Source organism: Curtobacterium sp. MCBD17_013 (genome assembly GCF_003234565.1).
Classification (GTDB): domain Bacteria; phylum Actinomycetota; class Actinomycetes; order Actinomycetales; family Microbacteriaceae; genus Curtobacterium.
The window spans coordinates 441,714-463,100 of record NZ_QKTU01000001.1; the positions used below are offsets into that span (position 1 = coordinate 441,714).

Here is a 21,387-nt window from a genome sequence, read left to right on the forward strand (position 1 = left end):
GGAACGCCGCGCCGCGGCGGCGCCCGGCGGTCGGTGCCCTGGTTCGGGTCCCGTGCCGTGTGTGAGCAGTCGGCGGATGACAAGCACATCCGCCGGAACGACCCTACTCCTCGGACTGCAGCTGTTCTGCGAGGGCGACGAGTGTCCGGACCATGACGCCGGTCGGACCCTTGCCGAGCCAGCCGTACCCGCCACCCTTGTTCTCGGCGGGCCCGGCGATGTCGAGGTGGGCCCACGGGATCGTGCTGCCGTCCGGGCGGGTGCCGACGAACCGCTCGAGGAACCGGCCCGCGAGCAGCATCCCGGCGGCCGGCTGCCCCGGCGTGGCGTTCACCATGTCGGCGACCTCGCTCGCGAGCCGCGCGTCCAGCTCGTCGGGCAGGGGCATCGGCCAGACGAGCTCGGAGACGGATTCGGCCACCGCACGGACGCGGTCGACGAGGTCGTCCGATCCCATCAGCCCGGACGTGCGGTCACCGAGGGCGACGACCTGCGCACCCGTGAGTGTCGCGACGTCGACGATCGCGTCCGGGACCTCGAGCGACGCCGCGGCGAGGCCGTCCCCGAGGACGAGGCGCCCCTCGGCGTCGGTGTTCGTCACCTCGACGGTCTTGCCGTTCTTGAGCGTCAGGACGTCGCCGGGGCGCGTGGCGGACCCCGACGGCATGTTCTCGGCCAGGCACAGCCACGCCGTGACGCGGACGTGGAGCCCCAGGCGGGCGGCGGCGACCGTGGCGGCGAGCACGGTGGCGGCGCCGGTCATGTCGTCCTTCATGCCGTTCATGCTCGCGGCGGGCTTCAGCGAGAGACCCCCGGAGTCGAAGGTGATGCCCTTGCCCACGAGCGCGAGGTGCTTCGACGCTCCGTCGGGCGCGTACCGCACGACCACGAGCCGGGGCGGCCGGACGGAGCCGCGGCCGACCCCGAGGATCCCGCCGTAGCCCTGCTCCTCGAGCGCGGCGACGTCGAGCACCTCGACGTCGAGGGGGAGTCCGCGCGCTGCGTCCAGGGCGGCCTCGGCGACGTCCTCGGGCGCCATGTCGGCGGCAGCGGTGTTGACGAGGTCACGGACGAGCGCCACCGCGTCGGCGACGATCGCCGGTCGGACCGTGGCCTCGGCCGGGGCGGCCGCGAGCACCGTGATCCGCTGGTCGCCGCGGACCGGTCCGGTGGTGCCGGTGCCGCGGTGCCGGGTGAACGTGTAGGTCCCGAGGGCCGCGCCCTCGAGCGCTGCGTCCACCAGGTCCTCGTGATCGGTCGGGAGGCCCAGCGCGATCGAGACGACGTCGTGCAGCTGTCGGACGGCGCTGCCGGCAGCCGCACGGATCGACGCCGCGTCGACCCGGCTCCCCAGGCCGATGAGCGCCACGCTGCGCGCGGCGAGGCCGGGCGCCGGCAGCCGGACCAGCTGGTCCTTCGTGCCGCGGACGCCGAGCGCCGCGAGGTCGATCCCGAGGTCGACGACGGTGCCGTCGGCGGTGGGGGCGACGACGGCGGGCGAGCCGTCGGAGCCCGGGCGGACCCCGAGCACGAGGACGTCGGCGTCGACGCTGTCGGGGCGGTCGGAGGTGGTGTCGAGCGTGGGGCGGACCATACCGCCAACCCTACTGACGCGCTCGTGCCGCACCGTCGGAGCTGTTCGCTCTGGGCGTGCAGCGGCGGTCGGGGGTGTCCGACGGCCCCGCCTAGCATGGTCGGGATGAACCCCGAAGACCTGTACACGCTGACCGCGGCAGCGGCGGACGTCCCGCCCGGTCTGCACCTGGTCGCGGGCCTGACGGGGTTCGCCGACGCCGGCACGGCGGTCGGTCAGGTGACCGAGACGCTGCTCGCCGGTCCGGGGGCGGTGCTCGTCGCGGAGTTCGATCCGGACATCCTGCTCGACTACCGGGCGCGCCGCCCGGTGATCACGTTCGACCGCGACCACATCGCCGAGGTCACGCCGTCCCGTCTGACGCTGCACCTCGTGCACGACGAACTCGGTCGCCCGTTCCTCTTCCTCTCCGGGTACGAGCCGGACTTCCAGTGGAACCGGTTCGTCCGCGCGGTGGTCGACCTCGCCGAGGACCTGGCCGTCACCGACACGACGTGGATCCAGTCCATCCCCATGCCCGTCCCGCACACCCGTCCGATCGGGATCACGGTGAGCGGGACACGCGCGGACCTCGTCGAGTCGATGAGCATCTGGAAGCCGCAGACCCAGGCACCGGCGAACGTGCTGCACCTCGTCGAGCACCGCATGAGCGAACTCGACCGCCAGGTCACCGGTCTCGTGCTGCTCGTCCCGCACTACCTGTCCGACACCGAGTACCCCGACGCCGCCGTCGCCGCGCTCTCCGGCATCGCGGCGGCGACCGGCCTGATCTTCCCGACGGACCGCCTCCGCGAACTCGGGCGCGACTTCCACAACCGCGTCGACGAGCAGGTCGCGGGCAACGGCGAGCTCGAGCACCTGGTGCAGGCACTCGAGGAGCGGCACGACACGTACGTCGAGGGCAACCCGGTGTCGTCGCCGCTCACCGGTGCCGACGGTGAGGTCCCGACGGCGGACGCGATCGCGGCCGAGCTCGAGCGCTTCCTGGCGGACCGCCGCCCGGACGGCCCCGACGGGGTCGCGGGCGACGCCACGCTCGACTGAGCCGCACGACCTCGGCAGCCGGAGCCGCACGGTCCGGAGGGCGGCCGCTGGATACGCTGGCGGGGATGAACTCCCGCCGCTCGTGGACCGTCTGGTCCGTCGCCGTGCTCGCCTACGTGCTGGCCGTGCTGCAGCGGTCGTCGCTCGGTGTGTCGGGCGTCCAGGCGCAGGAGCGGTTCGCCGTGTCCGCGGCCGTGCTCTCGACGCTGGCGGTCGTGCAGATCGCGGTGTACGCGGGCCTCCAGATCCCGGTCGGGATCCTGCTCGACCGGGTCGGGCCACGTCGGCTCGTCGCCGCCGGCGCGGCGTTGCTCGCGGTCGGTCAGGCGGTGGTCGCGATGTCACCGACGATCGATCCCGCGATCGGCGGTCGGGTGCTCGTCGGCGCCGGCGACGCCATGACCTTCATCTCGGTGATCCGGCTGTTGCCGATGTGGTTCACCGGGCCGATCCTCCCGCAGATCTCGCAGTGGACCGGCAACCTGGGGCAGCTCGGGCAGATCGCTTCGGCGTTCCCGTTCGCGGTCCTGCTCCACGCCTCCGGGTGGAGCGCCGCGTACGGCGTCGCGGCCGCGGTGAGCCTCGCCGGGTTCGTGCTGGTCGCCGCGTTCGTCCGCAACGGTCCGATCGCGGTGCGGACGGACGCCATCCCGTTGCCCGGCTCGCGGCGCGGCGCGTTCTCGACGTTCGGGCAGGCGCTGCGGCGTCCCGGGACCCAGCTCGGCTTCTGGTCGCACTACGTCACGCAGTCGTCGGGGACCGTGTTCAGCCTGTTGTGGGGCGTGCCGATGCTCGAGCGCGGGCTCGGGTACTCCGCGACCGTGGCGGCGGCGTTCCTCACGGTGATCGTGCTCGTCGGGTTCGTGGTCGGCCCGGTCCTCGGGGTGCTCTGCGCACGCTTCCCGTTCCGGCGGTCGAACCTCGTGCTGACGATCGTGGGCGTCATCTTCGCCGCGTGGACGGCCGTGCTGCTCTGGCCCGGCGCTCCGCCGACGTGGCTCGTCGTCGTGCTCGTGGTGGTCCTCGGCGTGGGCGGCCCCGGGTCCCTCATCGGCTTCGACTTCGCGCGGACCTTCAACCCCGTCGGGTCGCTCGGTTCGGCGAACGGCGTCGTCAACGTCGGCGGGTTCCTGGCTGCCTTCGTCATGATGTACTGCATCGGCGTCGTGCTCGACGCGGTCCACGACCACACGGGCGCGGCGGTCTTCGCGTGGTCGTCCTTCCGGGTCGCCCTGCTCGTGCAGTACGTCGTGGTGGGGTTCGGCGTGGTGATGCTCCTCGTCGCGCGGCACCGCACGCGAGCACGGATCCACGCCGAGGACGGAATACGCGTCGGCCCCCTCTGGGTTGCACTGGTGCGGCGTATGCGCGCCGGCCGTACGACGGACGGGCCGACCAGACCCTGACATCGCATCCCACCCGACCACGCATCGTGCGTTCGATCGACCTCGAGCGGACGACACGCGTCGGGCGGCGGCGGGACGTGCAATAATGGCGTACGGACCCGTTCGGGTCCTGGTACGCCGATCAGCGGCGAGCTCCGGCTCGTGGTGATCGGGGCACGAGGACTTGACATGGGTCCTCATGCTGCCCGGAACGCAGGGTCCTGACGTCGGTCCGCCGACGGCGGGGGCAGGACAGCGAGGGGCCGTCACGACCCAGGACGTGACACGACGAGAGAGGTGATCGCATGGCTGCCCGGAGCACGACGATCGATGCGACGAAGGCCACGGCCGACGCCGAGACGGTGGAGACCGCGACCGATGAGAACGCGGCACCCGCCGCGCCGAAGAAGCGCGCCCCCGCCAAGAAGGCCGCGCCGAAGAAGACGACCGCCAAGACCGCGCGCGGCAAGGCGGCCGCCCCCGCCGACGACGAGCCGGACACCGTCGAGGACGCGCCGGAGGACGCCGTCGACGTCGAGGCCGACGACACCGAGGTCGCGGCCGACTCCGAGGACAGCGACACCGAGGACGGCGAGGAGACCGAGTCCGAGGACACGGCGACCCCCGCGCCCGAGGCGGCCCCTCCGGCGGGCGCGCTCGTCATCTCGCAGGCCGACGACGACGAGGTCCCGGTCTACTCGACCACGATCACGGGCGCCACGGCGGACCCGGTCAAGGACTACCTGAAGCAGATCGGCAAGGTCCCGCTCCTGAACGCGGCCGAGGAGGTCGAGCTCGCGATGCGGATCGAGGCCGGCCTGTTCGCCGAGGACAAGCTCCAGCACGCGACGGGGCTGTCCAAGCAAGAGGAGCGTGAGCTCAAGTGGGTCGCCCGCGACGGTCAGCGCGCGAAGTCCCACCTGCTCGGTGCGAACCTCCGCCTCGTGGTGAGCCTCGCCAAGCGCTACACGGGTCGCGGCATGCAGTTCCTCGACCTCATCCAAGAGGGCAACCTCGGCCTCATCCGTGCCGTCGAGAAGTTCGACTACACGAAGGGCTTCAAGTTCTCGACCTACGCGACCTGGTGGATCCGGCAGGCGATCACCCGCGCCATGGCGGACCAGGCGCGGACCATCCGCATCCCGGTCCACATGGTCGAGGTCATCAACAAGCTCGCCCGCGTCCAGCGGCAGATGTTGCAGGACCTCGGACGTGAGCCCACGCCCGAGGAGCTCGCGCGTGAACTCGACATGACGCCGGAGAAGGTCGTCGAGGTCCAGAAGTACGGCCGCGAGCCGATCTCGCTGCACACCCCGCTCGGCGAGGACGGCGACAGCGAGTTCGGTGACCTCATCGAGGACACCGAGGCCGTCGTCCCGGCGGACGCAGTGGGCTTCACGATGCTGCAGAAGCAGCTCGAGAGCCTGCTCGACTCGCTGTCCGAGCGTGAGGCGGGCGTCATCCGCATGCGCTTCGGGCTCGGCGACGGCATGCCGAAGACCCTCGACCAGATCGGCGACACGTTCGGCGTCACCCGCGAGCGCATCCGCCAGATCGAGTCGAAGACGATGGCGAAGCTGCGCCACCCGTCGCGGTCGCAGTCCCTGCGCGACTACCTCGAGTAGGCCCCGCGTGCGTTTCGTCGTCCCGATCCTCATCGGGCGGATCCTCCGCGCCCTCGCTCGTGCGCGCGGCGGGGGATCCGCCTACCCCGGCTACATCCTCCTCAAGCTCGTTCCCGACTTCCTCCGGCACGTGTCGCGGCAGTTCCCGAACGGGATCGTGTTCGTCCTGGGTTCGAACGGCAAGTCGACGACGACCCACATGATCTCCGAGATCATGCGGGCGCACGGACTCCGCGTGTTCACCAACCCGTCCGGGGCGAACCTGCCGCAGGGCATCGCGTCGGCGCTCCTCTCGGAGGTCGGGCTGACGGGACGCCTCAAGGCGGACATCGGCATCCTCGAGGTCGACGAGGCCTTCGCCGTGGAGCTGTCCGGCATCCTCTCGCCGTCGACGGTCACGATGCTCAACGTGCAGGTGGACCAGCTGTACCGGTTCTTCGAGACGGAGCGCGTCGCGACGATGATGCTCGACACCGCGGCGACGTCGTCGCGGAACGTCATCACGAACCACGACGACCAGTTCCTCGACGCCTACGAGGGCCGGGCCGGGCAGCGGGTCCTGCGCTTCGGCGCCGCGCCCGAGGTCGTCGCTGCGGCCCCGAACGGATTGCAGAACGCGGACGACTTCGCCCGGGACGCGTCGGGCACGACCGCCGCGGACGCCGAGGTCGTCGAGTCCACCGGGGACGCAGCGGTGGTCCGCTTCGGTGGGGCCGACATCCCGGTGCGGCTGCCGGCCCGGGGGCTGCACTACGCGGTGGACGCCGCTGCTGCCACCGCGACCGCTTCGGCCGCCCTCGGCGAGCAGTTCCGCGCGGAAGCGGTGACCCGGGCGTTCACCGCGATGAAGCCGGCCTACGGGCGTGGTGAGCGCATCCCGATCGCGGGAGAGCACGCCGAGTTCACCATGTTCAAGAACGCCGCGAGCCTGCAGCTCAACCTCGACGCCCTGTCGACGCCGCCCGAGCAGGTGCTCATGGCGATCGACGAGGGCACGCCGGACATCTCCTGGATCTACGACATCGACTTCTCGCATCTCGACCACGTGGACGTCGTGTCGGGTGACAAAGCGTGGCAGATCGCCCTCGCCCTCGAGTTCGCCGGGGTGCGGATCGGCCGTGTGGAGCCCGATGTCGAGGCCGCGATCCGACTGATGTCCGGACTCGGAGCGACGACGTCCGGCACGAAGCACTTCATCGTCAACTACGAGATCATGATGCTGGCCCGCAAGGCCCTCGGTCATCCCGACCTGGAGAGGACGGCATGACGGCCGATCGCCTCACGATCCTGCACCTCTACCCGCGGCAGATGGGCGTCTCGGGCGACCGGGGGAACGTGACCGCCCTCGTCGCCCGCGCGGACGCCGCCGGGATCCCGACCGCGGTCGTGCGCCACGACGTCGGGGACAGCCTCCCGACGGACGCCGACGTCGTCGTGGTCGGCAACGGACCGCTCAGCGCGATGCGCTCGCTCGGCGGGGACCCGGCTCGGCTCGCACCGTTCCTCCAGGACGCCGTCGCCGCCGGCGTGCCGCTCGTGGCGGTCGGTGGCGGCTACGACCTGGCGACCCGCGAGGTCGTCCCCACCGAGGGGACGCCGGTGACCGGCCTCGGGGTGTTCGACGCCCGCGCCGTGCGCGGCGCCGAGCGCCGGGTCAACTACTTCCTGCTCGACGTGCGTGCGACCCTGCCCGGCGGAGATCAACGCGTGGCGGGGTTCGAGGACCACGCGACCCGCATCGAGAACATCGATCCCACGGCGGTGTTCGCGGACGTCGTGTCGGGCGGCGGCAACCAGGACGGCACCGGCACCGAGGGCTCGGCGACCGCCGCGGCGTTCGGCACCCACACCCAGGGGCCGCTCCTGCCACTGAACCCGCACCTGACCGATGCGGTGTTGGCCGCCGCCACCGGTCGTCTGGGTCGCGAATACGCGCCGGATCCGACGCGCACCGCCGCCGTGGACCGCTACGCTCGCGAGGCCCGCGCGGTGATCACGCGCTACGTCGACAAGGCGTTCAAACGCATCGCCTGACGCGGTCGCGAGCGGCACACCGGCAGGGTACGCGAGAGGCCGGATCCCCGATGGGGATCCGGCCTCTGTTCGTCGGACCGACCGCGGCGATCGCCGTGGCGGGGCCGGGCGCTACTTGCTCTCGTAGAGCCGGCTGGTCTCGTCGTGCCACTCGAGAGCGGTCGCGGCGAGCTTGTCCTTGAACTCGGCACCGTGGTGGGCGCAGAAGAGGAGCTCGCCGCTCGCCATCGTGGCTCGGATGTAGGCCTGCGCGCCGCAGCTGTCGCAGCGGTCGGCCGCCGTGAGCTGGTTGCTGCCGAGGTCGTCGATGGAGAGGTCCTGCACGGTCTGGGACATGGTGTGCTCCTCGTTGATCGGAGGCGGTGCCGGGGTTGGTGCGTCCATTTCAGCACGCGCTCCCTGGGATCCCCGCATTGTGGTCGCGCTGTTTCGCTGACCGCGGATTCCGTCGACGGTCACCTGCGCGTCGCGGACACCGCCGGGAGGCCCGGTCGGCCGAGCGTCGTGCGCTCACGTCCGGGGTGGTGCGCCAGGAGCGTCACCGGTCGCGGGTAGCCTCGGCAGGTGAGTTCCGACTACAACGCCCGCCATCTCTCCGTGCTCGAAGGGCTCGAGGCGGTCCGCAAGCGTCCCGGGATGTACATCGGTTCGACGGACTCACGAGGGCTCATGCACTGCCTGTGGGAGATCATCGACAACTCCGTCGACGAGGCCCTCGCGGGCCACGGCGACGAGATCACGGTGCGGCTGCACGCGGACGGCAGCGTCGAGGTCGGGGACGTCGCGCGTGGCGTGCCCGTCGACGTCGAGCCGAAGACGGGGCTGACGGGCGTCGAGGTCGTGTTCACCAAGCTCCACGCGGGCGGCAAGTTCGGGTCCGGCTCGTACGCCGCGTCCGGCGGTCTGCACGGGGTCGGGGCATCCGTCGTGAACGCACTGTCGGAACGCCTCGACGTCGAGGTCGACCGCGGCGGCAAGACGTACGCCATGTCGTTCCACCGCGGTGAGCCCGGCGTGTTCGACGACGCTGCGGGCATCGGCCCGGACGCACCGTTCACCCCGTTCACCTCGGGCAGCGAGCTCCGGGTGATCGGCAAGGTGAAGCGCGGCGTCACCGGCACGCGCGTCCGGTACTGGGCCGACCGGCAGATCTTCACGGCCGACGCGGTGTTCCAGCTCGGCGACCTGACGAACCGGGCGCGGCAGACGGCGTTCCTCGTGCCGGGTCTCGGCATCACCATCACCGACGAACGCCCGCACGCGATCGCCGCGGCGTCCCGGCTCGCCGAGGGGCAGGGCGCCGAGCGGCTCGAGGGACCGGTCGTCGAGCGGTTCCGGTTCGACGGTGGCATCAGCGAGTTCGCCGAACACCTCGCTCCGGACACGGCCGTGACCGACACGTGGCGCGTCACGGGGACGGGTACCTTCACCGAGACCGTTCCGGTGCTCAACGACGCCGGGGCGATGGTCGCGACCGAGGTCGAGCGCACCTGTGAGGTCGACGTCGCGCTGCGCTGGGGGAGCGGCTACGAGACCGTGACCCGGAGCTTCGTCAACATCATCGCGACGCCGAAGGGCGGGACGCACCAGACGGGCTTCGAGAACGGTCTGATGAAGGCGATCCGCGCGCAGGTGGACGCGAACGCCCGCAGGCTCAAGGTGGGGCAGGACAAGCTCGACAAGGACGACGTGCTCGCCGGACTCACCGCGGTGTTGACGGTGCGGCTGCCCGAGCCACAGTTCGAGGGGCAGACGAAGGAGATCCTCGGCACGCCGGCGGTCCGGCAGATCGTCGCGAACGTCGTGGCCGCCCGGATGACCGAGATCCTGACGTCGACGCAGCGGACCGAGAAGGCACAGTCGCAGGCGCTGCTCGAGAAGGTCGTCTCGGAGATGAAGTCCCGGATCTCCGCTCGCGCGCACAAGGAGACCCAGCGCCGCAAGAACGCGCTCGAGAGCTCGTCCCTGCCCACGAAGCTCGCCGACTGCCGGTCGAACGACGTCGCCGCGAGCGAACTGTTCATCGTCGAGGGCGACTCCGCGCTCGGCACCGCCAAGCTCGCCCGGAACAGCGAGTACCAGGCGTTGCTTCCGATCCGCGGCAAGATCCTCAACGTGCAGAAGGCCTCGGTGAGCGACATGCTCTCGAACGCCGAGTGCGCGTCGATCATCCAGGTGGTCGGAGCCGGATCCGGACGCTCGTTCGAGCTCGACCAGGCCCGCTACGGCAAGGTCATCGTCATGAGCGACGCCGATGTCGACGGTGCGCACATCCGCACGCTGCTGCTGACGCTGTTCTTCCGGTACATGCGCCCGATGATCGAGGCCGGCCGGGTGTTCGCCGCCGTCCCGCCGTTGCACCGCGTCGTGGTGGTGAACCGGGGCAAGCCGAACGACACGCTGTACACGTACTCGGAGCAGGAGCTGCAGGGCGTGCTCCGGAAGCTCGAGAAGTCGGGCAAGAAGTACCAGGAGCCGATCCAGCGCTACAAGGGCCTCGGCGAGATGGACGCCGACCAGCTCGCCGAGACCACGATGGACCGGGCGCACCGGACCCTCCGGCGCGTCAACGTGTCGGACGCCGAGAACGCCGCCCGGGTGTTCGAGCTGCTCATGGGCAACGACGTGGCGCCACGCAAGGAGTTCATCCTGGCCGGCCAGGGGCTCGACCGGGACCGCATCGACGCCTGACCGGCCCAGGCCCCGGCCGCCCCGCGGGGTCGCCTTCCGGCCGCTCCGCGGGGTCGCCTTCCGGCCCCGCTCTGCGGGGTCGCCTTCCGGCCCCGCTCCGCGGGGTCGCCTTCCGGCTCCGCTACGCGGGGTCGGACTCCGCCCCGATGGGGACGGCGGGGCTCGCACCGATCGTGGTCACGACGGCCTCGAGCGGTGACCCGGACCCGTCGCGCTTGGACAACCAGTCGGGCAGTGTCCGGGCCGCGCCGTCCGGACCGAGCGCGTGCGGTGGAGCGACACCGGCCCACGCGACGGCGAGGCCGTCCTCGCCCTTGAGGAACGCGTGCGCCCGGACCCCCATGGTGCCGCGCCCCTTGGCGGGGAACTCGGACAGAGCGGAGACCTTGGCGCGGCCGGGGTCCGTGCCGGCGAGCGTCGCGGACGACGTGGACACGGTCGCGACGACGACGTCGGCCGCTGGGTCGACGGTCGTGAAGGCGATGACCGTGGCACCCGCGGCGAGCTGGACGCCGACGACGCCGCCCGCGGGAAGCCCCTGCGGGCGGACCACGGCGGCGGGGAACCGCAGGAGCTGCGCGTTCGAGGTCACGAACACGACGTCGTCCTGTTCGGGTCCCTGTGTGGCGCCGATCACGGCGTCGCCGTCCTTGAGGGCGATCGCCACGACGTCGGGCTTGTCCGGCCACGCGTTCGGCACGACGCGCTTGACGACGCCCTGCCGTGTGCCGATCGCGAGCGCGTTCGGTGACTCGGGGTCGAGGAGCGCGACGACGGTCTCACCCGACGGCAGGCCCAGGTAGTCGCGGACACGCACGCCGGCGTCCAGGCGGACCGAGGCCGGCGGGACGGCGGGGACGTCGACGGGCGAGAACCGCACGACGCGGCCACGGTCCGTGAGTGCGCCGACGGAGGACCGCACCGTGGTGGCGACGGTGGACCGCACGGCGTCGTGCTTCGATCGCGCCGGGGTGCGCGCGACGCGGTCGGAGCCCTCCGTCTGGTCGACGCGCACGAGCCGTCCGGTGGTGGACAGGAGCACGCGGCACGGTGCGTCCACGATCTCGAGCTCGACGGCGGCCTTGCGTCCGCCGCGCACGGGCGCGTCGGCTTCGGTGAGCAGGGTGCGGCGCGGGGTCGCGAAACGGTCCGCGACCTCGGTGAGTTCCGTGGCCACCTGGGTCCGGAGCCGGGCGTCGGAGCCGAGCAGTTCCTCCAGGGCGGCGATGTCGGTGAGCAGCTCGTCGCGTTCCCGCTCGAGCTCCAGGCGCGAGAACTTGGTGAGGCGCCGCAGGCGCAGCTCGAGGATGTACTCGGCCTGCACCTCGGACAGGTCGAAGACCTCTTGGAGCCGCGTGCGTGCGGCCTCGGAGTCGTCCGACGTCCGGATGACCTCGATGACCTCGTCGATGTCGAGGATCGCGATGAGCAGGCCCTCGATGAGGTGGAGGCGCTCGCGACGCCGCGCGAGGCGGTAGCGGGACCGGCGGGTCACGACGTCGAGGCGGTGTGCGACGTAGACCTCGAGGAGCTCCTTGAGCCCGAGCGTCTGCGGGGTGCCGTCGACGAGGGCGACGTTGTTGATGCCGAAGCCGTCCTCGAGCGGGGTGTGCTTGTACAGCTGCTCGAGCACGGCGGACGGGTTGAACCCGGTCTTGATCCCGATGACGAGCCGGAGTCCGTGGTTCCGGTCGGTCAGGTCGGTGACGTCCGAGATCCCCGAGAGCTTCTTGGACTGGACGCCGTCCTTGATCTTCTCGATCACCCGTTCGGGACCGACGAGGTACGGCAGCTCGGTGACGACGAGCCCGGTCTTGCGCGGGGTGATGCTCTCGACGCTCACCTTGGCGCGCGTGCGGAAGGAGCCGCGGCCGGTGGCGTAGGCGTCCCGGACCCCGGCGAGGCCGACGATCGTGCCGCCCGACGGCAGGTCGGGGCCGGGCACGAACTCCATGAGCTCGTCGAGGGTCGCGTCGGGGTGACGGAGCAGGTGCTTCGCGGCCTCGACGACCTCGCCGAGGTTGTGCGGCGCCATGTTCGTGGCCATGCCGACCGCGATCCCGGACGCGCCGTTCACGAGCAGGTTCGGGAACGCCGCGGGCAGCACCTCGGGCTGCATGAGCTGGTTGTCGTAGTTCGGGACGAAGTCGACGACGTCCTCACCGAGGCCGTCGGTCATCGCCATCGACGGCTCGGCGAGTCGTGCCTCGGTGTAGCGGGCGGCGGCGGGTCCGTCGTCGAGCGAGCCGAAGTTGCCGTGGCCGTCGACGAGCGGGACGCGCATCGTGAAGTCCTGTGCCATCCGCACGAGGGCGTCGTAGATCGCGCCGTCGCCGTGCGGGTGCAGCTTGCCCATGACCTCGCCGGTCACGCGCGCGCACTTGACGTGTCCGCGGTCCGGGCGGAGGCCCATCTCCGACATCTGGTACAGGATCCGGCGTTGGACGGGCTTCAGGCCGTCACGGGCGTCGGGCAGCGCGCGGGAGTAGATGACCGAGTACGCGTACTCGAGGAACGAGCCCTGCATCTCCTCGGAGACGTCGACGTCCTCGATGCGCTCACCGTCGGGGAGGCCGACTGCGTCCGTGCGTGCCATGGGCCCTCTCTGTCGCGGCGCTGTCTGGTTGACTGGGCCGGATGACTCCGATGGTACCGACGGCGACGCAGGACACCGCGAACCTCGCCGACGTGGTGCCGGCCTGCCTGACCGCACTCGGCCACCCTGGACCGGCGCTCGCGGGGCTCGGTCGGGAGGCCCGGATCCGGCTCCGTCCCGCCCGGTCCGCGATCGTCGTGCTCGTCGACGGACTCGGTGCGAACGCCGTGCGGGCGCGCGCCGGTCACGCGCGGTTCCTCGCCGCCGAGAAGCGCCGGCTGCGGAGCGGGTTCCCCACGACGACCGCAGCCGCGCTCACGACGCTCAGCACGGGTGCGACGCCCGGGACGCACGGCGTCGTCGGGTACAGCGGGTTCGACCCGGGCTCGGGCCGCGTGGTCAACCTGCTCAGCGGTTGGGACACCGAGGTCCCCGCGGGGTGGCTGCTTGTCCCGACGCTGTTCGAGCGGGCCGTGGCCGACGGGCTCGTGGTGCGGTCGGTCGGGCCGGCGCGATACCGGACGTCGGGGTTCACCGCGAACGTCCTAGCGGGCGCGGACTACGTCGACGCCGACACCATCCCCGCCCGGGTGGACGCCGCGCTCGAGGCGGTTGCCGACGGGCCGGCCACGCTCGTCTACCTGTACGTGCCGGAGCTCGACTCGATCGCCCACAAGCGCGGCTGGCAGTCGGACCGGTGGACGAGCGCGCTCGAGGCCCTCGACGCCGAACTGGCCCGGCTCGCGGCGGCGCTCCCGGCCGATGTCGGCCTCGTCGTCACCGCGGACCACGGCGTGCTCGACGTCCCCGACGAGGCGAACGTCGCCATCGCTCCCGACCTGCTCGAACCGGTCGTCGGGTTCGCGGGGGATCCGCGCTGCCGACAGCTCACCCTGGCGCCGGGGACCGACGTCGACGCCACCGTGCGCGCGTGGCGGGAGCGCGTCGGCAAGCGCGCGTGGGTGGCGAGCCGCGACGAGGCGATCGCCGCCGGGTGGTTCGGGGCGGTCACCTACCCGGTCCGGGCGCGACTCGGCGACGTCGTGGTCGCCGCTCGCGGTCAGTGGGCGTTCAACGACGACCGCGAGGCCGGCGAACACCCCCGGCGGATGCTCGGCCAGCACGGATCGATGTCGGACGACGAGACCTACGTCCCGCTGCTCCTCGCGGGGGCGTTCGCCACCTGAGGTCGGGGTGCCGGATCAGGCCAGGTCGTCGTCCGGCCGCGTGCCGAACACGATCTCGTCCCAGCTCGGCATCGCCCGTCGGCTCCGCTTCTTCCGGTCCGGTCGGCCTCCGTCGGGCTGCTCCGCGGTGGAGCCGGACTCGTCCGCCCGGGGCGCGGACGACGGGCGGCCGCCGTCGCCCACCGGGTCGTCGACCCCGTCGGCGTCGCCGACCTCGCCGGGAGCGAGGGTGTCGAGCGGGATGTCCACGACGGTCACCGACCGGCGCTGCCGGTCGTCCCCGCGGCGGTCGTCCGAGTGGTCGCCGAACGTGGCGGCCTCGCGCTCACCGCGCCGGCGCCGCAGCGCCTCGAGCAGGTCGGCGGTCTCGTTCCCCGGGCCCCGTTCCTCGACGGCCGGCGCGCCGATGCGCGGCAGCGGTGCGCGGAGTGGCGGACGGTCGGCGGCCTCCCGGTCCGGAGCCGGACGCTGGTCGGTCTCGACCCGGAACGCGCCGGAGTCGAACCGGGTGGACGCGCTGTCCTCGGGCTCCGGATCGACGGCGCGGAGCCGAGGGGTGAGGCCCTCGTCGTCGTCCTCGCGCGACAGGCGGTGCGCGTCGCCGTTGTCGGGCGTCAGCGTCGAGGTCTTCGGGTCGAAGCGCCACTGCGCGTCGTGCTCGACCTCGTCCGCGATGTAGTGGACCTGCACCTGCCAGCCGTGCTCGACGTCCTTCCGGCTGGACCAGCGGACGTCGGTGGCGTCGCCGGCCTCGAGCCGCGCGGTGATGGCGTCACCGAATACTTCGGGTGCTCCCGCTTCGCCCGTGACGGAGACGCGTCGGGCGGCGTCGAGCACGAACGACCGCTCGGCCATCACCGGCCCCTCGAACCGACGGACGTCCTCGACCTCGACGCCCATGAGCTCGGCGACCTGCTCGCTGCTCAGCCCGGCGCGGATGCGCGCCTGGATCTCCTTGGGCGGGATCCGGCGGTGCGGCTCGCCCTCGGCGGGGCTCGCCTGGCGGACCTGGCCGGACAGCGAGGGGGTGACCGCGAGCCGGTACTCGCTCCCGGAGTCGGTCGCGAGGAGGATCGCGCCCGGTTCCACACCGATGACTCTCACGTCTTGCATCTGTCCGCCTTCCCGTGCATGCGTACAGTCCGGAAGTGTGCCACCCGCCCGACCCCGCGACCGGGACGTCGTGGGCGTGCCGCGCGGAAACGTCGTCGGCCTCGTGTCCGTGGCCGGCCGCTCACGCCGGTGCCGACGACGGCGTGAAGACGGGCTGGAAGCGGGAATGCGCAGCCGGCCCGACGGGTTGCACCGCCTGCTGGAGCACCGGATCGCACGGTTTGCGAATCATCGGTACTTGATGCAAACTGTCGCCGCCGATCCCGGCGACGACCCCTCTCAACGAGAACGGATGGGCATGGCCACCGACTACGACGCCCCTCGGAAGACCGACGACGACTCCGAGTCGATCGAGGCACTGAAGGAGCGCGTCCCCGACAAGATGTCGGGTGTCGTGGACGTCGACGACGCCGACAACCCCGGCAGCTTCGAACTCGCCGGACAGGACCTCTCCGACGTCGACCTCGACGTCGTGGTGCTGCCGCCGCAGGTGGACGAGTTCACCTGCGTCGAGTGCTTCCTCGTGAAGCACCGCTCGCAGCTCGACCACGAGACGAAGCTCGGTCCCGTCTGCATGGAGTGCGCCTCGGCGTAGTCCACACCCCGCACGTCGAACGGCGCCGGATCCCGATCGGGGTCCGGCGCCGTTCGTCGTCCTCCCGACCGGCGCCGTTCGTCGTCCTCCCGACCGGTCAGCGTCCGAGGGCCGCGACGACCTGGTCGGGGTGCCGCACGGACACCAACCAGTACGGGGTCGGGTCCTGCGCGTCGGCGACCTCGACCTTGACCACCCCGTGGACGTAGCCACGGAAGAGCGTCCAGGCGCGCGCGTCCAACGTCGGCCCGCGCTCGCGGGTCGCCGCGCTGCCGTCGTACCCCTGCACCGCGCCGACAGCGCTCCGCGGCAGGTGCGCGCGGCCCGCCCGGAACTCGTCCTCGGTCACCTCGACGATCGGTGCGAGCAGCCAGAGCATGACGAGGACCGCGAGCTCCATGCCGATCGCGACGACGACGCCGACGGTGGTGTTGATGGGCAGGAACACGAGCAGGCTGGCGGGGATCACCAGCGCGGTCGCGAGGTAGAGGGTCGGGGGAGCCCAGAGTCGTTCGCGGTACACGGTCACCCCCCTATTCGACCACGCCGTGTGCACTACCCTCGTCACGTGACCGAGCCCCTCGACGTGCCATGGACCGGGGCGGACGCCCCTCGGTTCGCCCACCCGGGAGACGCCGGAGCCGACCTCGTCTCCACCGAGGCGGTGGTGCTCGCCCCCGGTGAGCGTCGACTCGTCGGCACCGGCGTACGGATCGCCCTGCCCGACGGGTACGCCGGGTTCGTGGTGCCGCGGAGCGGTCTGGCCGCCAAGCACGGGATCACGATCGTCAACGCGCCCGGCACGATCGACGCCGGGTACCGCGGGGAGCTCAAGGTCGCCCTGCTCAACACGGACCAGCGCGAGTCGTACTCGGTGGCGGTGGGGGACCGCATCGCCCAGCTCGTCGTGATGCCCGTGCCCGCCGTGCGGTTCGTCGCCGTCGACGAGCTCCCGGACAGCGTGCGCGGACACGGCGGATTCGGGTCGTCCGGGTACGGTACGGCGGTGGACGTGAGCGTGGCGGCCGCCCCCACGACGGAGGGCGCGGCGGACGGCACGCGACCCGGAACGGACGACCAGGAAGGAGCCGGCGCATGAGGATCGGCAGGGGCAAGAAGGGCACCGAGCCCGCCGAGGAGGTCGAGCTCGCCTCGACCACGCCCGAGGTGGACATCGCGGACGAGGCCGACGAGGCGCTCGACGAGGTCGTGACGGTCGAGCCGACGGCGAAGTCGGCTCCCGCGGACCGCGAGGAGAACGGGCCGCTCGACGAGACCGAGGCGAATCCCGTGCGTCCGTACGTCGACCTCGGCGGGGTGAAGATCCTGCCGCGTGAGGGCCTCCACCTCCGCCTCGAGGTCGAGGAGGGCTCGCAGCGGGTCGTCGCGGTCGGTCTCGACTTCGAGGAGTCGACGCTCCAGGTGCAGCCGTTCGCCGCGCCCCGGACGACGGGGCTCTGGCACGAGATCCGCGCGCAGATCGCCGAGCAGATCGGTCGGCAGGGTGGCGTGGCGACCGAGGTGGACGGGCCGCTCGGCCCGGAGCTCCGCGCGGACGTCCCGGTGGTCGGCGAGGACGGCGTCACCGACGGGCTGCGGACCGCGCGCTTCGTCGGGGTCGACGGGCCCCGCTGGTTCCTCCGCGGTGTGATCGCCGGCAAGGCGGCGGAGGACCCCGAGGCCGCGACCGAGATCGAGGACCTGTTCCGGAGCGTGGTCGTCGTCCGCGGGACGAGTCCCATGCCGCCCCGCGACCTCATCCCGCTCCACATGCCGAAGACGATGCCGACCGCGACGATCTGATGACGTCGGACCCGAGCGCCCCGCTCCCCGAGGACCACGCCACAGACCACGCCGACGCGCTGTCGTTGTCGGCGCAGCTGCGTGACGCGGTCGCGCGGGCCGGCATCGCGCGGGTCGCTCCGGGCGAGGCGCCATCGGGCCGCGCGCTCGTCGCGGCGGTCGGCGGGGTGCGCGGACTGGCCGAGTCGATCCTCCCGGGGTTCGCGTTCCTGATCGTGTTCGCCGTCACGCACCAGCTCGTGCCGAGTGTCGTGGTCCCCGTGCTCGTCGGGCTCGTGTTCGTCGGGCTGCGGCTCGTGCAGCGTCAGCCGCTCGTCACCGCGCTCTCCGGGATCCTCGGCGTCGCGATCTCCGCCGGCCTGTCGCTGTTCACCGGGCGCGCCGAGAGCAACTTCGTGCCGGGCATCGTCGTGAACGCGGTGTCCCTGGCCGTGTTGCTCGCCACCCTCGTGGCCCGACGGCCGCTCATCGGGATCGTCGTGGGGCTCCTGCTGCCGGAGGGCGACCACTGGCGCAGCGACCCCGGCAAGCGCCGTGTGCTCACCGTGGCGACCTGGCTCTGGGCGGGGCTGTTCGCCGTGCGGCTCGCGATCGAGGTCCCGCTCTACCTCGCCGCGCAGGTGGAGCTCCTGGCCGGCATCAAGCTCGTCACCGGGGTACCGCTCTACGCGGCGATGCTCTGGGTGACGTGGCTGCTCGTCCGCTCCGTGTTCGGGCAGGTCGCCGACGGCGGCACCGGGGACGTCGACGCCGCCGGAGGCCCCGACCGCGTGTAGCATCTGTCTCGACATCGAGACATCTCGGGCCCGCGACGGAGCGGGCCCGACCAGCAAGGGAGGCGGCACGATGGCTGCGTTGAACAGCTTCGGTTCGAAGGACGTCCTCACGGTCGGGGGTGTCGACCACGCGTTCCACCGCATCGACACCGTGCCCGGACACGAGCGACTCCCGTACAGCCTGAAGGTCCTGCTCGAGAACCTGCTCCGCACCGAGGACGGCGCGAACGTCACCGAGGCGCAGATCCGCGCGCTCGGCTCCTGGGTGCCGACCGCGGAACCCGACACCGAGATCCAGTTCACGCCCGCGCGCGTGGTGATGCAGGACTTCACCGGCGTGCCGTGCATCGTCGACCTCGCCACCATGCGTGAGGCGATGGCGGAGATCGGCGGGGACCCGACGAAGATCAACCCCCTCGCGCCGGCCGAGCTCGTCATCGACCACTCGGTGATCGCCGACCTCTTCGGGCGTGCTGACGCGCTGAAGGTCAACACGGACATCGAGTACGAGCGGAACGGCGAGCGGTACCAGTTCCTCCGCTGGGGGCAGACCGCGTTCGAGGACTTCAAGGTCGTCCCGCCGGGCACCGGCATCGTCCACCAGGTGAACATCGAGTACCTCGCCCGTGTCACCTACACGCGCGAGATCGACGGCGAGCTGACGGCCTACCCGGACACCCTCGTCGGCACCGACTCGCACACCACGATGGTGAACGGGCTCGGCGTCCTCGGGTGGGGCGTCGGCGGCATCGAGGCCGAGGCGGCGATGCTCGGTCAGCCGGTGTCGATGCTCATCCCGAAGGTCGTCGGGTTCAAGCTGTCCGGTGCGATCCCGGCCGGCGTCACCGCGACCGACGTCGTCCTGACGATCACCCAGATGCTCCGGAAGCACGGCGTGGTCGGCAAGTTCGTCGAGTTCTACGGCGAGGGCGTCGCCCAGGTGCCGCTCGCGAACCGCGCGACGATCGGCAACATGAGCCCCGAGTTCGGGTCGACCGCCGCGATCTTCCCGGTCGACGACGTCACGCTCGAGTACCTGCGCCTCACCGGGCGCGAGGAGTCGCAGATCGCCCTCGTCGAGGCCTACTCCAAGGCGCAGGGCCTCTGGCACGACCCCTCGGTGGAGCCGGCGTACTCCGAGTACCTCGAGCTCGACCTCTCGACGGTCGTGCCGTCGATCTCCGGACCGAAGCGGCCCCAGGACCGCATCGAGCTCTCGGTCGCCAAGGACCAGTTCGAGGTCGACCTGGCGAACTACGCCACGACGACGCCGTCGGAAGAGGACAAGGCCGTCGCCGACTCGTTCCCCGCGTCGGACCCGGTGGCCGCCGCGCCCGGCGACGAGCACGCCGTCCAGGACGACGCGGACGCCCAGCCGTCGGAGGTCCCGCTCCACGCCGCCAGCGCGCCGAACACGGCGTCGAAGCCGGTCCGGGTGGCGCTCGACGGCGGCGACGCGTTCACGATCGACCACGGCGCGGTCGCCATCGCCGCGATCACGTCGTGCACGAACACGTCGAACCCGTCGGTCATGCTCGCGGCCGGGCTCCTCGCCCGGAACGCCGCGAAGAAGGGCCTGAAGTCGAAGCCGTGGGTCAAGACCACGCTCGCGCCCGGGTCGAAGGTCGTCACGGACTACTACGAGAAGGCCGGGCTCACCGGGTACCTCGAGGACCTCGGGTTCTACACGGTCGGCTACGGCTGCACCACGTGCATCGGCAACTCCGGCCCGCTGCCCGACGAGATCTCGCAGGCGGTGCAGGACAACGACCTCGCCGTGACCGCGGTGCTCTCCGGCAACCGGAACTTCGAGGGGCGCATCAACCCCGACGTCAAGATGAACTACCTGGCGTCCCCGCCCCTCGTGATCGCGTACGCGCTGGCCGGGTCCATGCACTTCGACTTCGACGCGGACGCGCTCGGCACCGACCAGTCGGGGGAGCCGGTGTACCTCAAGGACATCTGGCCCGACGCGGCCGAGGTGCAGGAGGTCATCGACCACTCGATCGACACCGGGATGTTCACGCACGAGTACGCCTCGGTGTTCGAGGGCGACGACCGCTGGAAGTCCCTGCCGACGCCGACCGGTGACACGTTCGAGTGGGACGCCGAGTCGACCTACGTCCGGAAGCCCCCGTACTTCGAGGGCCTGACGATCGAGACCACCCCGGTGTCGGACATCAGCGGCGCCCGGGTGCTCGCGAAGCTCGGCGACTCCGTCACGACCGACCACATCTCGCCCGCCGGCTCCATCAAGGCGGACAGCCCCGCCGGGCACTACCTGGCCGAGCACGGGGTGGATCGGAAGGACTTCAACTCGTACGGGTCGCGCCGCGGCAACCACGAGGTCATGATCCGCGGGACGTTCGCGAACATCCGCCTCAAGAACCTGCTGCTGGACGGCGTCGAGGGCGGGTACACGCGGGACTTCACGACCCCCGAGGGTGCACAGGCGTTCATCTACGACGCGTCGCAGCACTACCAGGCGCAGGGTGTCCCGCTCGTGATCCTCGGCGGCAAGGAGTACGGATCCGGGTCCTCCCGCGACTGGGCGGCGAAGGGCACGAACCTGCTCGGCGTCCGTGCGGTGATCGCGGAGAGCTTCGAGCGCATCCACCGCTCGAACCTCATCGGCATGGGTGTCGTGCCGCTGCAGTTCCCGGCGGGCGAGACCGCGGACTCGCTCGGACTCGACGGCACCGAGGTCGTGTCGATCTCGGGGCTCGAGCAGCTCAACGACGGGACGACCCCGCGCACGGTGCACGTCACCGCGACGCCGAGTGAGCACTCGCCCGCGGGTGCCCAGCCCGTCGAGTTCGACGCGGTGGTGCGCATCGACACCCCCGGCGAGGCCGACTACTACCGCAACGGCGGCATCCTGCAGTACGTGCTCCGCTCGCTCGTCTAGGTGACCGGTGGACGGACGGGAGGGAGGGTGCGACTG

Annotated in this window: 17 protein-coding genes; 12 read left to right on the plus strand and 5 right to left on the minus strand. The window is 71.7% G+C overall.

Features of this window, described 5'->3' with window-relative positions; genetic code table 11:
• Positions 1-103: 103 nt before the first annotated feature.
• Positions 104-1,594: a leucyl aminopeptidase gene (locus DEI81_RS01920; RefSeq protein WP_111008792.1), complete on the minus strand. Its 1,491-nt coding sequence runs from the start codon at positions 1,592-1,594 to the stop codon at positions 104-106.
• 105 nt (positions 1,595-1,699) lie between these two features.
• Between DEI81_RS01920 and DEI81_RS01925 the strand changes: the two genes are divergently transcribed.
• From DEI81_RS01925 to DEI81_RS01945, 5 genes are all read left to right on the plus strand, one after another.
• Positions 1,700-2,638 carry a proteasome assembly chaperone family protein gene (locus tag DEI81_RS01925; protein ID WP_375334614.1) on the plus strand — a complete coding sequence of 313 codons (939 nt, stop codon included), beginning with the start codon at positions 1,700-1,702 and terminating at the stop codon, positions 2,636-2,638.
• A 65-nt stretch (positions 2,639-2,703) separates the two neighbouring features.
• Positions 2,704-4,044 carry a nitrate/nitrite transporter gene (locus DEI81_RS01930; RefSeq protein ID WP_111008794.1) on the plus strand — a complete coding sequence of 447 codons (1,341 nt, stop codon included), beginning with the start codon at positions 2,704-2,706 and terminating at the stop codon, positions 4,042-4,044.
• Positions 4,045-4,328: 284 nt separating this feature from the next.
• Positions 4,329-5,648 carry an RNA polymerase sigma factor gene (locus DEI81_RS01935; RefSeq protein WP_111008795.1) on the plus strand — a complete coding sequence of 440 codons (1,320 nt, stop codon included), beginning with the start codon at positions 4,329-4,331 and terminating at the stop codon, positions 5,646-5,648.
• Positions 5,649-5,655: 7 nt separating this feature from the next.
• Positions 5,656-6,915 (plus strand): MurT ligase domain-containing protein, encoded by a 1,260-nt coding sequence (locus DEI81_RS01940; protein ID WP_111008796.1) that lies wholly within the window; start codon positions 5,656-5,658, stop codon positions 6,913-6,915.
• On the plus strand, positions 6,912-7,682 hold the full coding sequence (locus DEI81_RS01945) for a type 1 glutamine amidotransferase (RefSeq protein WP_111008797.1): 771 nt from the start codon (positions 6,912-6,914) through the stop codon (positions 7,680-7,682). The genes DEI81_RS01940 and DEI81_RS01945 overlap by 4 nt, the downstream gene beginning before the upstream one ends.
• A gap of 111 nt (positions 7,683-7,793) precedes the next feature.
• Here the strand turns inward: DEI81_RS01945 and DEI81_RS01950 are convergent, their stop codons facing one another.
• Positions 7,794-8,018 (minus strand): hypothetical protein, encoded by a 225-nt coding sequence (locus DEI81_RS01950; RefSeq protein WP_111008798.1) that lies wholly within the window; start codon positions 8,016-8,018, stop codon positions 7,794-7,796.
• Positions 8,019-8,246: 228 nt separating this feature from the next.
• Between DEI81_RS01950 and DEI81_RS01955 the strand changes: the two genes are divergently transcribed.
• Positions 8,247-10,373: a type IIA DNA topoisomerase subunit B gene (locus tag DEI81_RS01955; protein WP_111008799.1), complete on the plus strand. Its 2,127-nt coding sequence runs from the start codon at positions 8,247-8,249 to the stop codon at positions 10,371-10,373.
• Between the two features lie 121 nt (positions 10,374-10,494).
• On the opposite strand, the gene DEI81_RS01960 is transcribed toward DEI81_RS01955, so the two are convergent.
• On the minus strand, positions 10,495-12,969 hold the full coding sequence (locus tag DEI81_RS01960) for a DNA topoisomerase (ATP-hydrolyzing) subunit A (RefSeq protein WP_111008800.1): 2,475 nt from the start codon (positions 12,967-12,969) through the stop codon (positions 10,495-10,497).
• Between the two features lie 41 nt (positions 12,970-13,010).
• Between DEI81_RS01960 and DEI81_RS01965 the strand changes: the two genes are divergently transcribed.
• Complete coding sequence (locus DEI81_RS01965; RefSeq protein WP_220035610.1) at positions 13,011-14,156, plus strand: alkaline phosphatase family protein; 1,146 nt, start codon at positions 13,011-13,013, stop codon at positions 14,154-14,156.
• 15 nt (positions 14,157-14,171) lie between these two features.
• Here DEI81_RS01965 and sepH read toward each other — a convergent pair whose 3' ends face one another.
• Complete coding sequence (sepH, locus tag DEI81_RS01970) at positions 14,172-15,269, minus strand: septation protein SepH (protein ID WP_111008802.1); 1,098 nt, start codon at positions 15,267-15,269, stop codon at positions 14,172-14,174.
• Positions 15,270-15,567: 298 nt separating this feature from the next.
• Between sepH and DEI81_RS01975 the strand changes: the two genes are divergently transcribed.
• Positions 15,568-15,864 (plus strand): DUF4193 domain-containing protein, encoded by a 297-nt coding sequence (locus tag DEI81_RS01975; RefSeq protein ID WP_111008960.1) that lies wholly within the window; start codon positions 15,568-15,570, stop codon positions 15,862-15,864.
• Positions 15,865-15,961: 97 nt separating this feature from the next.
• Here the strand turns inward: DEI81_RS01975 and DEI81_RS01980 are convergent, their stop codons facing one another.
• Positions 15,962-16,393, minus strand: coding sequence for a DUF3093 domain-containing protein (locus tag DEI81_RS01980; RefSeq protein WP_111008803.1), 432 nt, complete (start codon positions 16,391-16,393; stop codon positions 15,962-15,964).
• Between the two features lie 39 nt (positions 16,394-16,432).
• Between DEI81_RS01980 and dut the strand changes: the two genes are divergently transcribed.
• From dut to DEI81_RS02000, 4 genes are all read left to right on the plus strand, one after another.
• Complete coding sequence (gene dut / locus DEI81_RS01985; protein WP_111008804.1) at positions 16,433-16,963, plus strand: dUTP diphosphatase; 531 nt, start codon at positions 16,433-16,435, stop codon at positions 16,961-16,963.
• The gene (locus DEI81_RS01990) at positions 16,960-17,667 is read left to right on the plus strand and encodes a DUF3710 domain-containing protein (RefSeq protein WP_111008805.1); all 708 of its coding nucleotides are present in this window, start codon (positions 16,960-16,962) and stop codon (positions 17,665-17,667) included. The genes dut and DEI81_RS01990 overlap by 4 nt, the downstream gene beginning before the upstream one ends.
• Entirely contained in the window at positions 17,667-18,443 is a 777-nt protein-coding gene (locus DEI81_RS01995; protein ID WP_111008806.1) for a DUF3159 domain-containing protein, read from the plus strand. Before DEI81_RS01990 ends, DEI81_RS01995 begins: the two co-directional genes overlap by 1 nt.
• A gap of 70 nt (positions 18,444-18,513) precedes the next feature.
• Positions 18,514-21,351 carry an aconitate hydratase gene (locus DEI81_RS02000; protein WP_111008807.1) on the plus strand — a complete coding sequence of 946 codons (2,838 nt, stop codon included), beginning with the start codon at positions 18,514-18,516 and terminating at the stop codon, positions 21,349-21,351.
• Positions 21,352-21,387: the final 36 nt, after the last annotated feature.